This window comes from Methanosarcina subterranea, assembly GCF_055385895.1.
Genome location: NZ_AP042426.1, coordinates 224,591 through 239,685, shown reverse-complemented (window position 1 = coordinate 239,685; position 15,095 = coordinate 224,591). Strand labels below are relative to the sequence as shown.

The 15,095-nt window shown below is 40.7% G+C and carries 13 protein-coding genes; 5 read left to right on the top strand and 8 right to left on the bottom strand.

Features of this window, described 5'->3' with window-relative positions; translation table 11 throughout:
* Nucleotides 1-648: 648 nt before the first annotated feature.
* From ACZ5A8_RS01080 to ACZ5A8_RS01065, 4 genes are all read left to right on the top strand, one after another.
* Nucleotides 649-1,584, top strand: coding sequence for a UDP-N-acetylglucosamine 3-dehydrogenase (locus ACZ5A8_RS01080; protein ID WP_229387352.1), 936 nt, complete (start codon nt 649-651; stop codon nt 1,582-1,584).
* A 111-nt stretch (nt 1,585-1,695) separates the two neighbouring features.
* Nucleotides 1,696-2,733: a polysaccharide deacetylase family protein gene (locus ACZ5A8_RS01075; RefSeq protein WP_464531747.1), complete on the top strand. Its 1,038-nt coding sequence runs from the start codon at nt 1,696-1,698 to the stop codon at nt 2,731-2,733.
* 235 nt (nt 2,734-2,968) lie between these two features.
* Nucleotides 2,969-4,906: a hypothetical protein gene (locus ACZ5A8_RS01070; protein WP_464531745.1), complete on the top strand. Its 1,938-nt coding sequence runs from the start codon at nt 2,969-2,971 to the stop codon at nt 4,904-4,906.
* 92 nt (nt 4,907-4,998) lie between these two features.
* A complete protein-coding gene (locus ACZ5A8_RS01065; RefSeq protein ID WP_464531744.1) occupies nt 4,999-6,456 on the top strand; it encodes a lipopolysaccharide biosynthesis protein in 1,458 nt (485 codons plus the stop codon).
* A gap of 224 nt (nt 6,457-6,680) precedes the next feature.
* Here ACZ5A8_RS01065 and ACZ5A8_RS01060 read toward each other — a convergent pair whose 3' ends face one another.
* A complete protein-coding gene (locus tag ACZ5A8_RS01060; protein WP_464531743.1) occupies nt 6,681-7,172 on the bottom strand; it encodes an RNA-guided endonuclease InsQ/TnpB family protein in 492 nt (163 codons plus the stop codon).
* A gap of 74 nt (nt 7,173-7,246) precedes the next feature.
* On the opposite strand from ACZ5A8_RS01060, the gene ACZ5A8_RS01055 reads away from it, so the two are divergent.
* Nucleotides 7,247-8,551, top strand: a complete 1,305-nt coding sequence (locus ACZ5A8_RS01055) for an IS4 family transposase (RefSeq protein WP_464531742.1) — start codon at nt 7,247-7,249, stop codon at nt 8,549-8,551.
* Here the strand turns inward: ACZ5A8_RS01055 and ACZ5A8_RS01050 are convergent.
* From ACZ5A8_RS01050 to ACZ5A8_RS01020, 7 genes are all read right to left on the bottom strand, one after another.
* Entirely contained in the window at nt 8,532-8,882 is a 351-nt protein-coding gene (locus ACZ5A8_RS01050; RefSeq protein ID WP_464531740.1) for a helix-turn-helix domain-containing protein, read from the bottom strand. The two genes, ACZ5A8_RS01055 and ACZ5A8_RS01050, sit on opposite strands and share 20 nt — an antisense overlap.
* Nucleotides 8,845-9,285 (bottom strand): IS200/IS605 family transposase, encoded by a 441-nt coding sequence (tnpA, locus tag ACZ5A8_RS01045; RefSeq protein WP_464533974.1) that lies wholly within the window; start codon nt 9,283-9,285, stop codon nt 8,845-8,847. The genes ACZ5A8_RS01050 and tnpA overlap by 38 nt, the downstream gene beginning before the upstream one ends.
* 221 nt (nt 9,286-9,506) lie before the next feature.
* Nucleotides 9,507-10,514 carry a GNAT family N-acetyltransferase gene (locus tag ACZ5A8_RS01040; protein ID WP_464531739.1) on the bottom strand — a complete coding sequence of 336 codons (1,008 nt, stop codon included), beginning with the start codon at nt 10,512-10,514 and terminating at the stop codon, nt 9,507-9,509.
* Nucleotides 10,515-10,591: 77 nt separating this feature from the next.
* Nucleotides 10,592-11,806 carry a glycosyltransferase family 4 protein gene (locus ACZ5A8_RS01035; protein WP_464531738.1) on the bottom strand — a complete coding sequence of 405 codons (1,215 nt, stop codon included), beginning with the start codon at nt 11,804-11,806 and terminating at the stop codon, nt 10,592-10,594.
* A 45-nt stretch (nt 11,807-11,851) separates the two neighbouring features.
* On the bottom strand, nt 11,852-12,745 hold the full coding sequence (locus tag ACZ5A8_RS01030) for a glycosyltransferase family 2 protein (RefSeq protein WP_464533973.1): 894 nt from the start codon (nt 12,743-12,745) through the stop codon (nt 11,852-11,854).
* Nucleotides 12,746-12,767: 22 nt separating this feature from the next.
* Nucleotides 12,768-13,817, bottom strand: a complete 1,050-nt coding sequence (locus ACZ5A8_RS01025) for a polysaccharide deacetylase family protein (protein ID WP_464531737.1) — start codon at nt 13,815-13,817, stop codon at nt 12,768-12,770.
* Complete coding sequence (locus ACZ5A8_RS01020) at nt 13,801-14,874, bottom strand: DUF354 domain-containing protein (protein ID WP_464531735.1); 1,074 nt, start codon at nt 14,872-14,874, stop codon at nt 13,801-13,803. Before ACZ5A8_RS01020 ends, ACZ5A8_RS01025 begins: the two co-directional genes overlap by 17 nt.
* Between the last annotated feature and the right edge of the window lie 221 nt (nt 14,875-15,095).

Genomic DNA, 15,095 nt, shown 5'->3' with positions numbered 1-15,095 from the left:
GGAAGGAAAAAGGGGAAAGTAAGTACTTTAAAAAAAGCTTTTGGGTCTAATGAAGTATCCATTAAGAAAATAATGTATTCACAGGGTGTTTATTTATCCATTCGGGTATAATAAAAATATAGAGCTAAGAGGACATTGAGTATAGTAGTAAAAAAGCGCACCCGTTAGCCCTGTCCTGAGAGCGTATGAATCAGTAAGGAACTTCTCCAGTTCAGAAGGATTCAAGTAAAATATGAAAAATGTCAATCGGCTATAAAAAATGAAACAGACGAGTTCAGTATGTGCACGTAATCAGAGATTACTGACAAAAGATATTGATGCAAGGCTAAGACTTATATTCTAAGGATATTTATTCATTTAAAGGGAAACGACATAATGGTGAAACCATAAACTGTCAATTGGGGAAAGAGGAATTTGAGGCTTTAACTTATCTGTGTTCTGGAAGGCTTCCATAAAATGAAAGGAAAAAATATGGAAAACGGAATTGGGGCCGATCTGAAAAAGCAATAAAAACTTAAGGCCTTACTTTGCGAGATGAGCCTTCAATTTATTGATAGTATACTACCTATGTTAAAGTATCCTGTTTTTGCAGGATATCAGACAAATTAAGGGGAAAACGTCTGATAGATTATTGCGGGGGTAAAAGAATTGATACGCGTAGGAGTGGTTGGAACCGGTTACATGGGGGAGAACCATGTCAGGATCTATAGTGAAATGGAAGATGTAAAACTTGCAGGAATTTCGGATCCCAATATTTCAAGGATTAAAGAGATTGCAGCAAGATACAATACACTGCCTTTTGCAGACCATAAAAAAATGTTCGAGAAAACAAAACTTGACGCAATCAGTATTGCAGCTCCTACTACCCTTCATTGCCCCATAGTGCTTGATGCTCTTGAAGCAGGGGTAGATGTGCTTGTCGAAAAACCTATTGCAGACAGTGTGGAAAATGCAACTGCAATGATAGAATCTGCTGAAGAGACGGACAGGCATCTGATGGTAGGGCATATAGAGAGATTTAACCCTGCGGTCCTGAAATTAAAAGAGATCGTTGACTCAGGAGCTCTGGGAAAAATCGTTTCTGTCTCAACCAGAAGAGTTGGCCCCTACAATCCAAGAATAAGGGACGTTGGGGTAATTCTGGATATTGGAGTCCATGACATAGATATAATCTCCTGCATCTACGGAATGAAGATAAACCAGGTTTATGCCGTAGCAGGCTCGGATATTCATTCTTTTGAAGATCACGCAACCATTCACCTGCGCTTGAACCATGCATACTCAGGGCTTGTGGAAACAAACTGGCTAACCCCTCATAAAATACGGAAACTTACAGCTGTTGGTTTGAAAGGTGTTGCATATCTGGACTATCTTGACCAGAGTGTGGAACTTCACGATAATGGATGGGTCCAGAAAGCCAGGGTAGAAAAAGCCGAACCCTTGCAGAAAGAGCTATCTCATTTTATCTTCTGTGCCAGGAGCGGGACCTGCCCGATGCCTTCAGGAGAAGAAGGGAAGCATGCTCTGGAAGTGGCTTTAGCTGCAATCAAATCATACAAGGAAGAAAAAATGGTTGAGATATGAAATTGCAGCCAGATGAAGTCATCCAGGAATCAGCAATGAAACTGCCTTTGTTTGCAAAAGCAACTACGCAGATAAAAGAAAGAGGCAAACAACAACTGTGAGGCTGATGAAGTGCTTAAGAAAGTAGAGCAAAATAAAGATTTATGGGATTTATTTACAAAAAAAGAGGAATATGATCCTGCTCTGCTGGATAAGTACGGAAGGTTTCCTTACTACCTGAGCAGGCAAAGAAATGTTTTTGAGCCTGAGGTTTCGGAGTTTTTGCTGAAGAGCGGGTTGAGCCCGGAATACCCGGAAGGGAAAAAATTTGCGATATGTCTTACTCACGATATTGATTTTGTATATACTGGCATGTTGAACACTGCAGCAAGAACTGTAAAAGCTCTTAAAAGAGGCCAGTTTGCAGAAGCCTCCATGCTCCCGTTTTCAAGAATAAATAAAACATGGAGCCCTTTATGGAATTTCAGGCGGATAATGGAGCTTGAAGAAAAGTACGGGGCAAAATCTACATTCTATTTTCTCACCCTTGATCCGGAAAATGAAGATTTTACCTTCAGCATTGAAGAACTTGAAGGAGAACTTAGCCGTATTTCGGACGAAGGATGGGAAGTGGGACTCCACGGCGGGCATGAAGCCTATAATAATCCGGCTGAAATAAAAAATAAAAAACGAAAACTGGAAAGGGTCCTCAGGAAAGAAGTGATAGGATACAGAAACCATTATCTCAGGTTCAAAACTCCGGAAACCTGGGAACTGCTGGCAGATGCGGGTTTCGGCTACGATTCAACTTTTGGATATCATGATTGCGCAGGCTTCAGAAACGGCATGTGCCACCCTTTCAGACCATATAACCTTAAAACCGGAAAAGAAATAGAAATCCTGGAGCTCCCGCTGACCATAATGGACACCACTCTCTTTCACAGTCAGATGCGTCTGGATTTCAAGCAGGCATGGTCTCTTACGGAACAGTTAATCCTTACTGTTGAACGCTATAGAGGAGTGCTTACGGTTCTCTGGCATAATACTTATATGCAGGGCGAATACCTGGAATTTTATAAAAAGCTTCTGCAGTACTGCTCCGAGAAAGATGCATGGATGGCCCCGGGAGCTCAGATCTGCGACTGGTGGAATAAAGAATACAATCTTTAGGGATATTTGTAGGGATTATTCTGAAACTTTCTGGAACTTAGAAAGCCAAAAGACTTCAATCAAAAAAGAAGAGGGCTGATTGGAAGATAAAGAAGAGAAAAACAGATGACCAGGGCTTTAAAATGAAAGGTAAAAAACCGCAGTCCGATAAAAAGGATAGTTTAAATGTGTGAAAGAAAAATGCTTCATCGGGAAACTATATAATCCTAAAGAAAGTTATTATGTTGTTGGTCATATGGAAATCATAAAAAAGTGTAAAGAGAAGTTTACCGGAAACCTTGACGTGATTCTCAGTGTCATGGGATTCAATTTAGGTGTACTTATTGTGTCTTTATATTACCTGATCAACTTGAACCAGCAGGATATCGGAATTGCTGTCCTTTCTGCCTGTTTGATATATATTGTGTTCAGAAAAAAATTTAAGAGCGAGGCACCGATATCTCCAGGAAAAGACAGGTTAAAAAATGTACTCGGCCTTTCCTTCTATCTCATATTCCTTATAAGTATATTCATATATAGCGTAAACCTGTATTATAGACCCATATCTTATTTTATACTGATATGTGTACTTGCAGGGATTATAGCCTCGGAGATCCTGTACATAAGAAAAGGAGATAGGGTAGCTCCTATTCTGCTGCAGATATTTCTGCTCTCAATCCTGATAAGAGCCGGAATCTATTATAATTTTCCAAGCCTCATGGGCTATGACGCTTATTTTCATGCCGGTATGGCAAAACTAATTACTGATACAGGGATCGTTCCTCCAATTGAGATCAGCAGCAAATATTTTTATTATCCGCTTGCCCACATTTTTGTCTCTATGACCCAGCTCATGGGCGGCCTGGATATCAAGGACGGCTTCTTCTACTCTATAGGGTTTGCCAATATTTTCAGCACGGCTGGGATTTACCTCATCGGGAAGAAACTTGAAGGCCCTCAGATGGGCTTGCTTGCTGCTTTATTAATAAACCTGAATAATCATAATATCGTCACTGGAATTACAAACATAACCCCGGGTTCCCTTGTTCTTTGCTACTTTATAATTATCCTCTATGCAATCTTCAGCGAGAAACCGGGCCTGGTGCATGCAGGGCTTCTTCTCATTGCTACAATTCTAATGATATTGACCCACCAGTTGACAACTTTTGTGGTTTTTCTGGCTTTAGTTTCAATCTTTGCAGGAAAATACCTGCATAACCTGCTTTATGGAAGTTCACCCACTGCAGTAGCCAGTTTTAACTATATCCTCTTTTTTGTGATTAGTCTGCAGACCTATTGGATGTTCACATATGTCACTCCGGATACCTCCTTTTTTGAAATGATTTTCAAACCTCTTATAGACGTACTTCAGGCGGGGTCCAGCTACTCGAGTGATGAGCTTATTGTTGGGACTGTAACCAATCAGGACTCACTGGAAACACTGATACTTCATATAAGCTATCTTGCCCTGCCTTTCTTTGCAATAGGAGGGGTTCTGACATGGTTTTCCCGCAGGGACGCCGAAAAAATAGATAAGTTCTCAATTGCCCTGGTTGTTGTAATTTTGTATAGCCTTGCCTACGGGATTCCTTTACTGGGCATGAGAAATTTTCTTACAAGCAGGTGGTTCCCACTAATAGCAGCATTTCTGGTACTGGTAGCTGCCTCATATATATTAAAACTGGTAAGCCTGTTCAACTCTAAAAAAGCGAAAATTCCTGCGGTCTTCATTATACTGCTGCTTTTTTCGTTTGTAATGGTGACCACTCCAGGAATTAATAAAGACAACCCTCTTGTAGGAAAAGAGACAACTGTAAGAAACCAGTTCAAAAACATTGAAATCCAGGCTGTGAAAACATTATCTGGAGTGTATTCAGGAAATATCCTGATGGATTCTCCCTATGACAGCTGTCTTTTTTACAGGGATTCGGGATACGATGCAAATAACGCAACATATTTCGATACACACCAGATTGAGTCGAGAGAAATCAACGGCGATAGTATGATATTGCTGAGAAGATCAGCTCTTAAGGAACCAATATCCATAAATGACCCGAATAGATATGGGGTAAACACAATCCAGCCATTACCAGCAGATTTCTTCAAAAGCTTTGAAGCTCCGGAATATTCACTGGTATATGATAATTCAGAGGTACTTGCTTATCTTAAAGAAAGTAAAGAAGTACAAAGATAAAAATTCATTGGAAACTATTATATAAATCGCCTGAGTGAAAACCCCTATCCACGACTAAAACTGAATTAATATATTTCAAAGTTGGAAACCCCATGTCAAACTTTATAACGAATGTACTAAAACTTGTATCAGGAAGTGTTACCGCACAGATTCTGGGCATACTTCTCATACCCATAGTCACAAGAATTTATAATCCATCTGATTTTGGGATTTTTCAGATATTCATGTCAATTTCAGGCATACTTGTGATAGTTTCTACTTTTTCGTATCAATTTGCGATCATGCTGCCAAAAACAGAGGAGGACGCTGCAAATGTTGCCTCTGTATGCACAGTACTGGTAACTGTTGTATCCTTACTGACAGGCATCGCAATCTTATTTGTTCCGGAAGATATTAATATTTTTAACACTCCTGGAGTTTCGAAATACTTACCTCTCCTTCCACTGATAATATTCCTTAACGGAATGTTTTTTGTGCAAAACTACTGGCTTTCAAGAAAAACCCGGTTCGGAGTCATTGCAGGGTCCAGAGTTTCGAATACCTTAACGTCAAAGGCATTTCAAATAGGGTTTGGGAAATGGAGTATTACCCCATTAGGCCTGATAGGGGGCTTCATTGCAGGATATTTATTTGCAGACCTTTTCATGCTTAAAGGCATAAAAAAAGATATTCAGGTTTTCAAAAAGGTCTCAATAAAAAGAATGAAAGAGGTAGCTATTCAATACAAAAAATTTCCGTTATTCAGTTCCTGGTCATCTATCGCAAATACTATTTCTCCACAGGTTCCTGCCTTTTTGCTCGCATATTTCTATAGTACATCGGTTGTAGGGCATTTTTCACTTGCAAACCAGGTTGTAAACCTGCCAATGGGAATTGTAGGTAGTGCTATAGGACAGGTCTTTTTCCAGAAAGTAAGCGAAGTTAAGAACGGGAATGGAGAAGGAGATATGAAGGTTATAGTTGGAGAAGTTTATAAAAAGCTTATTTCAATAGGACTCTTCCCTATGATACTCCTGATAATTCTCGGGGAACAGATCTTCACATTTGCTTTCGGGGAAGAGTGGGGTATTTCGGGTACATATGTAAGGATCCTTGTGCCCTGGATATTCCTTGTCTTTCTTTCTTCACCGATCTCAACTCTCTACAACGTATTTGAAAAACAGACAGTCTGGCTCATCTTCAGTATAGTTCTCCTTGTCTCAAGGGTAGTAGCACTATTCATAGGGGGAACTTATGGAGGCCCTGAGTTCGCTCTTGCCCTGTACAGTTTTACAGGAATTGTGTTCTGGCTCTGGAACAATGCATACCTGCTGGGCCTTGCAGGAATTAGCAAGAAAGAAAGCATTGGGACTCTTGTAAGATATGCGACAATAGGCCTCGTCGTTTCAGCTCCATTAATTATGATAGAAATGATTTTTTCAAACTTTTACATAATACTATTTGCAGCCGTGGTCTTAACAGGCATATATTACGCAATAACCCTTCATGACGATCCTATGTTCAGAAAAATGTTCTCAGCCTTTATTATAAACGTAAAAAATAGAAGCTGAGAAGGAAAAATAAATCTCCTTCTCAGAAAATAGAATCAAGTATAAGTTAACCGCCTTAAGAACCTCTACAAAACCTTTAAGAAAGAAAGACCTGAGAAAAAAGAAAGTATGGGAAAAAAAATAATTTTCATAAGCTTGTAGAAACACAATACAGGCCTTTACACAAGAAATAAGTGAACTACCCCGCCCTACCTGATGGCGAGGACGGAGCTTCCTTCGAGTAATTACGTCACTTGGATATTTGCAGTAATGCAATTATCCATCTGTAATCCTGTTTGTCGAAGATTATCAGAAAACTTCTGATAGCTTGTCCACAAAGCATTTTGTGATAAGAACCGTTTCATGATGTTGATAGCACTATTTCTATCCCTATCAATTACGTTTCCACAATCACATTTCATAGTTCTTTCCCAAAGAGGCATAGCATGTCTTTTTCTACAGACACAGCACTCTTTTGATGTATAAGCTTCATCAATTCTTATTACTTTTTTACCTGCAAGCTCTGCTTTGTAGGTCAAGAATTCGATAAAGCGAGAAAGGTATCCTTGATTTTGAGTAGACCTGTTCTGAGAACGTTTTCTTTTTCCAGTTACTTTCTTTGTTTGAGCCATGTTTTTTACGTTAAGATCACCAACAATTATTGTATTAGATCTTGTGTTCTCAATCATGGTTTTAGAAAGCTTATGCTGAAAATCTTTAATCTGAGTAGACTTCATGCGTCATCGGTTAAGCGTTAGATAGTTACTCTTGTATGTGTTTTTATATTAATAATCTAAATATTAGTGCATCTATGTCTCCTCGTCCCCCACCTACTCTTGAAGACTCTCTTCGGGAAATGTTTCCCGAAGAATGGTTAAGGCAGACTGCTAAAGAAACTGATCTAATAGTACGTGAGCGTAAAATTGACCCTGTCATCATTTTTTGGGTTTTAACTCTTGGTTTTGGTGTACGCTTACAGCGTACACTTGCCAGTTTGAAAAGAGACTATGAAAAAGAATCAAATAAAACCCTTAGCGACAGCAGTTGGTACTATCGATTCACTCCAGAACTTGTTGAGTTCCTCCATCAGTGTGTAATTCACGGTATAGAAGAACTTGCAAAAGATCCTGGAAGAAAACTTAGCAAAAAACTCGAAGACTTCCAGGATGTTCTTATTCAGGACAGCACAATTGTTCGTCTTCACTCCTCTTTATCAGACAAGTTTCCAGCAGCAAGAGCAAGAAATGTAGCTGCTGGAGTAAAAGTAGGAGTTATGGTAAGTGCAGTTGCTAACGGACCTAAAACCGTTGCTCTGTACTCTGAAAAAACAGCTGAAATAAAAACATTGAAAATAGGTCCCTGGATTAAAGACCGTATTCTTCTTGTTGATCTTGGTTTTTACAAAACTCAAATGTTTGCAAGAGTTGAGGAAAACGGAGGATATTTTGTTTCAAGAATAAGGAAGAATATGGATCCTGTTCTTGTTTCTGTTGAAGAAGGACTTTCTAAGACAAAAAGCAAAGAGTTCGCTGGAAAACCTGTTAGTGAGTGTATTAAACAACTTTCTGGAAAAGATCTTGATGCTGTTGTAAAAATAGCATTCAAAAGAAGAGCATATAAATGCAAACAAAAACAGGATGAGATGAAAGTACGTCTTGTTGCGGTATATAATGATGAGGACGAAAAGCATCACATATATATCACAAATATTCAGAAAGATGTTTTGAATGCAAAAGACATTGCAAAATTATATGGAGCAAGGTGGGACATAGAACTACTTTTCAAGGAGTTAAAAAGCAAATACGCTCTTGACGTTCTTGAAACAAAGAATGAACAGGTAATTGAAGCTCTAATCTGGACAGCAATGTTAACATTAATCGTTAGTAGAAGGATTTATTCTCTTGTAAAGAACAATACTGCTCATCCTGAAAAAATGGCTCAATATACACAGTTACGTTGGAGCACAATATTTGCAGAGAATGCATCAGATTTGTTGACAGTAATTCTGAATAGATGTGGAATTCAAAGAACTTTTGAAACGATAATGAGTGTATATGAAAGTCAAGCATTGGATCCACATGTAAATAGAGAAAGGTTCAGAGAAAAATGGTTTTAATGAAAAAGGTGAAATAGAAAACACTATTGGGAGACGGAAATAAGTTCTTAACCGATGACCAATGGAATGATTTGTAATTAGCATCAAGCTTTTTCAGGACTGATTGCAGTACTTTGGAATACACTATATTGTACTGTGGAAATTTCTCTTTCAACATTGGAAGCTGATTCTGCTGTTCTACATATTTTACACTCTTCTGTTCAGTTTCCCATGCTTCTTTTCTTTCGGCTAAGGCAGAATTATAGAGGCATCTACACTGTTCAGATAATTGCCAGAGAACATCTACCTGTTCTTCAGTTGGATTGATCTTGATCTCCTTCGTCAGATGCATATTTGCCTTGATTCTCCACATATTCTTTAAGTACGTCTAGGGTTACTTGCCCTGTCGATGCTATAAAATACGATCTTGACCAGAACATATCTTTCCATAGCATAGTCTTTACTTCAGGGAAGTTTTTACGAATCTCCCTTGAAGTTATGGTTTTAATGGTGTTGATGTACTTTGGAATATCAAGAGAAGGTTTTGCTGTGAATAATAAGTGAAAGTAGTCTTTATCACACTCAATATTCAGTACTTCAACATCGAAAGTTTCACTTATGTTATGGATTTTAGTTTTGAGAAAATCAATAATTAGCGGATTCGTTAGAGCCTTTCTTCTATGTTTCACACACTGAACGAAATGATAATGGAGTGAATATACAGAATGGCTTCTACGATCCAGTTTATACTGCATAGTTATCACTATATCGACGTAACTATAAGTATAAATGATTATGCTACTGTTGTTTTGTAGAAGTTGACGGCTTTCATCCTCCACCTGTCGGGCTGCGCCCTCCGAGGAAGGGGACTTCCCGCCTTAAAGTTAAATTCCGATTTCGGAAAAGATTCCGATTTCGGTTTTTTTAAATCTTTTTAACTAACCCGGCTTCTGTAAGTAAGCTCCCTGTTTTTCAATCATTCAGTATCTTCATGTGTAATCTGGTATAATGTCCTGGCGAGGGAATACTTCTTACTGCGCAGGGTTACTGTATAATAAGGGACAAGCTCCGGGGAAAAACCCATGATAAAGTCCGTAAATCTTGGGATGTTTGCTGCCATTACGTTCATATATTCGAAATTTCTGGACTTCAGGCCAAGGAACTCATTATAATACAGAAGTGCATTGGGACCCATTCTGCCAAATTCAGGGTTCAGGGCTGAGGACCAGGTAATTGCGCATTTCTTACCGTACAGGTTAAGGTGGGCTGCAACTGCTTCTCCTTCAGGAGTCTCTGAGACAAACATGTAACCAACATCTTTTTCCTGGATTAATTTAAATACCCTTTCAAAGAATTCTCTTGGAAGAGGGGGTTCCAGATTTTGTTTCTCATAGACAAGGGAAAGCAGGCGGTGGTAGGTTTCAGGATCATTCGAGACTTTCGTTTTAAGCCCTGCCTCTTCTGCGCTCTTAAGTTCTCTCCGGATTTTCCTTGAGAGGTTACTGTCTACGTTTTCGTTGAGTTTCAGGTGGTGAGTATAGCGCACACTCGAATCCCACCCTTTCCAGGTAAAAGGTCTTACATCCTCGAGCCCTGGGGCGAGTGTTAGATGAATGCTATCGAATCCCTGCTTGCAGAGGAATTCCCTGAGAGCCCCTAGAATCTCATGCGTGTCCTGCATACGTTTGCTGGCTTTAGAGCTGGCTCCCTCTTTTATAAGGGGGCCGCAATAGTCAGTCATATTGCAGGTCGAAGATGCTATTTTCAGCATGCCTTTAATGTTCTTAATGAAAGTGGGGCATCCGCCCACAAGCTCACCGTTTCTGAAACAACCATAAATCTTTAAGTCTCTGGAAAGGACGTCCCTACAGATTCCCAGCCAGTCACTTGTGTGAAAGAGCGTACCGGGTTGAGCTTTTTCCACAAGCAGATCCCATTCTTTGTATTCAGATGGCAATAATTCTCTGACTTCAATTTCGTCCATTTTAAGCCCCGTTTGACAGACACTAATTCGTAGCTTTGATAAATTATAGTAGTAGTAGAAAGACAGATTCCGGGCATTCAGCCCTTGAGTCCTGATTTACAGACCCCGTCTACCTGTTTCGCAACACTGTGCCAGCTGTAATTTTCAGTAACATAACTTAAACCTTTTGAGCCCATTTTCGCTCTCAATTCCTGATTTTCAAGCAATTTTGAAATAGCTTCTGCAAGGGCCTCCGGGTTTTCCGGAGAGACAGGAATTCCTCCTTCCGAAGCCTCGAGTACATCAGCAACCCCACTGATCGCACTTGCAACAACCGGCTTTCCGCAGGCCATATACTCATATAATTTCAGAGGGGAGAGCCCGATTTTTGCGTTTCTTGCGAGGATAAAGGGAGCAGCACAGATATCGCTTGCATTGATGTACGCAGGCACACGATCGTAGGCAACCACGCCTGTAAAAATAAATCTGTCTGCAACCCCTAGTTCTCTTGAAAGGTTAAGCAGCTCATTTTTCATAACCCCGTCGCCGACAATAAGGAAACGGCACTCAGGGAATCCGGAAAGTATTGAGGGAGCTGCCTTTACCAGATATTCGACTCCCTGCCAGGGAGCAAGGTTTCCCACAAAACAGATATAGGGAGTTTTCGGGTCAAGCCCGAGATCATTTCTGCATTCACCCTGCCCGAGAGGTTTGAACAGGGAGGTATTTGCTCCGTTGGGTACCACGGTTATTTTATTTCCAGGAATGCTGTAAGCACTCTCGATATTCGCTTTTATCCCAGGCGTTACTGCGATTATCTTATCCGAAAGACCAAGAGCTTTTTTCAGAACCGAAACCTTTAACCTGGCTTTTGCAGAAGAAAAATACCGGGATAAATTTATCATTTTTCCCTCCTGCAAAGAGTTCTCTTTACTGCATCTGGATTTGATAAGGCTGCTTTCATCCTCAGGGATTCCATTTAATTCATAAACCAGCGCTTTGCACCTGCCTTTGCAGAAAAGCCCGGCAAGGAAACCGAAATTCGGATTTCTTGTATAGAGCACATCAAAAGTTTCGGAACCGACCAGATGTGCAGAGCTCCGGAAATAATTGATTGTGAGGGTAAGCAGGCTTCCAGGGCGTATATAATGGCAGCGGATATTGTCCATGTGCGAAAGTGTGGAGATATCAGTAGTGAAGATATGGATTTCGTTGTCTAGCCCTGCCAGGTTGCTTACAAGCTCATGCCTGTGGATAAGCGAACCATCAGCCAGGTAAAGAGGCCACACTATGTCCAGAAAGAGAACCTTCATAACGTCACCTATAATACATAACTCTCATAAAATATTTTAGAGTATTCATTTTTCTTCCTGCCTGGTATCTGTAGAGTTGCGGCTTAAAACTCCCGAAACTCTGGAAAATAGCAGCCCCATATTCTGGTTTTTGTAGTAAGCTTTTATTTCCTTATCCTTGATTTTTTTCTCCCTTTTAATGGCCGAATTGAGATATCCGTAGAGATATGCAATTCCTGTGTAATGTGGAGACTTCAGGGAATAATAAAGCGTATTAAACAGTACCATAGGTAGGTTTTTGTCCACGTAATAAGCCATCCAGCCGTTTTTGACATACCCCTTCCAGAGCCCCTCTCCTGCGCTCGTTTTTCGTTTCTGGACTTCAATCACGTCTGCATACTGCCTTAGCTGCCAGCCCCGAAGGAGGGCTTTAGTATTGGAGATGGAATCAGGGGAAGGTTCCACTTGATAGCCTTCAGTCTCGAAGAAACAGGATTTTCTCCAGAGCCTTCCTGTACCTCGGGGCAGATTTTTATCTGACACTTCTCGTGAAAGCTTACCGCCAACGTCATAGTAAACTCCTCCGCTTGCAATCCCTACAGAGGAATCTTTTTCGAATTCACCTATTAATTTTCCAAAATAGTTTCCCTCCAGTACGGTATCGGCATCAAGAAGGCTTATGTATTCGTATTCAATGCTATTTTCCCTGCAGTATTCCAGTGCATGATCAAATCCCTGTTTGCAGACATAGCTATAGTGAAAGGTTATATCCCTTGGTCTTGGAGGGAGCCTTATGCTGCGAATCCAGGAGTATTTTGCCTTCAGCTCTTCGAGAATGCGAGGTGTCTCATCCGTACTTCCATCGTCCACTATAATCCATAGTGCAGGTATTACTTCCTGCCCTATTACAGATTTGGAAACATCAGGCAGGTTTTCTTCTTCATTCCTTGCAGGTGTAATCAGCAGATAATTCCTTTTAGGATCAGAATTTATTCTCCCACCACCTGTAAATCTCTTCTCCGCTTGTCATCCATGCACCTTTATCGGAACAGTACTGCAATGCTTTTTCGTAGAGTTTAATCCAGTCTTTTCGGAAGCTGCACCCGAAAACGAAATTATGCCACAGCAGGGTAATAACTCCATTGAACCTTGCTGTTGTATCTATCAGATCCTTTGTGCATCTCCAGGCTTCCTCAAAAGACCTGGGAACTTTGAAAAGAGCGACATCCATTACAGTAAGTGGAATTTCCAGGATGTTTATCTCCCGGTTTTTGTTCAGGTTATATGGTCTGAAAGGGTGGCACATGCCGTTTCTGAAGCCAACGGAATCACTGTATCCAAAAGTTGAATCGTAGCCGAAACCAGCATCTGCCAGCAGTTCCCAGGTTTCCGGAGTTTTGAACCTGAGGTAATGGTTGCGAAAACCCAGGACTTTTTTACCCAGGACTTTTTCGAGCCTTTCTTTCTCATTTTTTAACGCTTCAGGGTTGTCATATGAATAGTAGCCGCCATGCAGACCAGCTTCCCACCCTCTATCAGAAACTTCCCCCACATAGCTTTCTACATCCTCTATGTCATATCTGAACCTTTTAGGGTCTTCTCTGCTGGCAATGAAGTAAAAAGAAGACTTTGCTCCAAAACCTGCCTCAAGATCCATGATTTCGGAAAAATTAAGGTAAGGCGAGTGCTCAGGTCCCCGAAACTTCCAGAGAAACTGAGCTACCGAACCCCGGAAATCCAGACTTTTCAGGCAGCAGGCTGAGGACAGCAGGCTGTGGGAAAGAGGAGGATAAATATCATCCATATCATGGGTTAAACATACAGCAAAGGTTTTGTTTTCCGGGAATTCAACTTCCATCCCCTGTTCTATCAGATATCTGGAGACCTCAGGCTCAGAGGCATTTCGGAGATCTTTCTCAGCGAAAAGGAAGCGCCCGTGGTCATCGAGCTTTTCGGACGAATACTCTTCTTTTCGGGAAAAAAGATCCCATAATTCCGCTTTTTGCTTCAGTAAATCATGCATAGCTCTCATCCGAAACCGTGGATACGGAAATCCCGGACTTTTTTCCAGGAAGCCCTTCTATGAGGCTTACCATGAATTCTGTTACGTTGATTTTATCCCTGAGAAGGACGTCTCTCTTGAAGCTCCAGGTATTCTTAAGCCCAGGATCCTTGAGAAGTTCTACAGCCTTTATCAGGGCAGCTTCCGAGTCGCTGTAATTGAAAAGCAGACTATATTTCTGCTCGAGTTCCGAAAAGTTTCCCATGGTTCCCGCAAGAGAGGAGACATATATAGAGGGGGTTCCAAGGATTGCGCTTTCGACAGCCATAGTTGCTCCCTCACCGACGCATAGTGTAGCATAATAAAGTAGGCTATGGATTTTTTCTGGAGGAACTCGGATTCTATACCGGTCAAATTCTTCTGCCAGTTTTCCTTCGGAAGAAATGAAGACCTTCCCGAATTTTTCAAGTTCCTGAATAAGTGCAATCTTATTATTAATCCCATGCTGTCCTACATCATGGTGTGCTCCCCATGAAATAAAACGCAGGATTACGAAAGGTTCGCCAACCTCCACACCGAGTTCCCGCAAGACCTCAGGATTCGGAGAGAAATAGGCGGGATGAAGATATGCCAGTTCATGATAACCACTGTACTTGATCTGCTTTTTTCCGGCATCATTTTGAAAGGATGTAGGCGTACAGATAATGTCACAAAACGGATAGGTAGCTTTCTGAGCTATTTCTGCATGTTCAGTGTCATTAAAAATTATGGACTTTTTACCCAGTGCCCATGCAACATGAGCAACAGGAGGAGAAAGAATGCCCATAATGAGATCTGGATTAAACTGGCGGGCGATATTATAAAGTTTACACTCTCTTATGAACAGTTCTTCAAAAAGGTGAACCTTGCCCTGTTTAACCGTACTTAACACTGTATGCGGGATTTTATAGGCATCTAATAATTCTATTACAACATCTTTATCCCTTGAGACAACCATAACCTGGTGTCCTTTTTTTTCAAGACTCCAGATAGTATTTTTAAAAAAATGAACGTGGGCTGGATGCCCTATATCAACAATGACCCTCAAGATTTTCACTCCCTAACTGATCCCCATTTATAAATGCTACATTCAGGGAAAAATAACAGTTCTTCTTATGGGAAAACGGTAAAAAGGAAGGTAAGAAACGAATTTAAATGCCAAATCCTAAAACAGATAAGGCAAGATATTTTCGAGAATCAGGGAGTCTTCTACTTCATATATCAGAGAAGCAGTCAGCTGGACCCTGGTTCTTCCTAAGTCCCTTTTTC

Coding starts and splice junctions, on each gene's coding strand:
- ACZ5A8_RS01060 (WP_464531743.1), bottom strand. CDS start 7,172: ATGAAGTCTACTCAGATTAAAGATTTTCAGCATAAGCTTTCTAAAACC.
- ACZ5A8_RS01065 (WP_464531744.1), top strand. CDS start 4,999: ATGTCAAACTTTATAACGAATGTACTAAAACTTGTATCAGGAAGTGTT.
- ACZ5A8_RS01070 (WP_464531745.1), top strand. CDS start 2,969: ATGGAAATCATAAAAAAGTGTAAAGAGAAGTTTACCGGAAACCTTGAC.
- tnpA (WP_464533974.1), bottom strand. CDS start 9,285: ATGCAGTATAAACTGGATCGTAGAAGCCATTCTGTATATTCACTCCAT.
- ACZ5A8_RS01055 (WP_464531742.1), top strand. CDS start 7,247: ATGTCTCCTCGTCCCCCACCTACTCTTGAAGACTCTCTTCGGGAAATG.
- ACZ5A8_RS01040 (WP_464531739.1), bottom strand. CDS start 10,514: ATGGACGAAATTGAAGTCAGAGAATTATTGCCATCTGAATACAAAGAA.
- ACZ5A8_RS01050 (WP_464531740.1), bottom strand. CDS start 8,882: ATGCATCTGACGAAGGAGATCAAGATCAATCCAACTGAAGAACAGGTA.
- ACZ5A8_RS01025 (WP_464531737.1), bottom strand. CDS start 13,817: ATGAGAGCTATGCATGATTTACTGAAGCAAAAAGCGGAATTATGGGAT.
- ACZ5A8_RS01035 (WP_464531738.1), bottom strand. CDS start 11,806: ATGAAGGTTCTCTTTCTGGACATAGTGTGGCCTCTTTACCTGGCTGAT.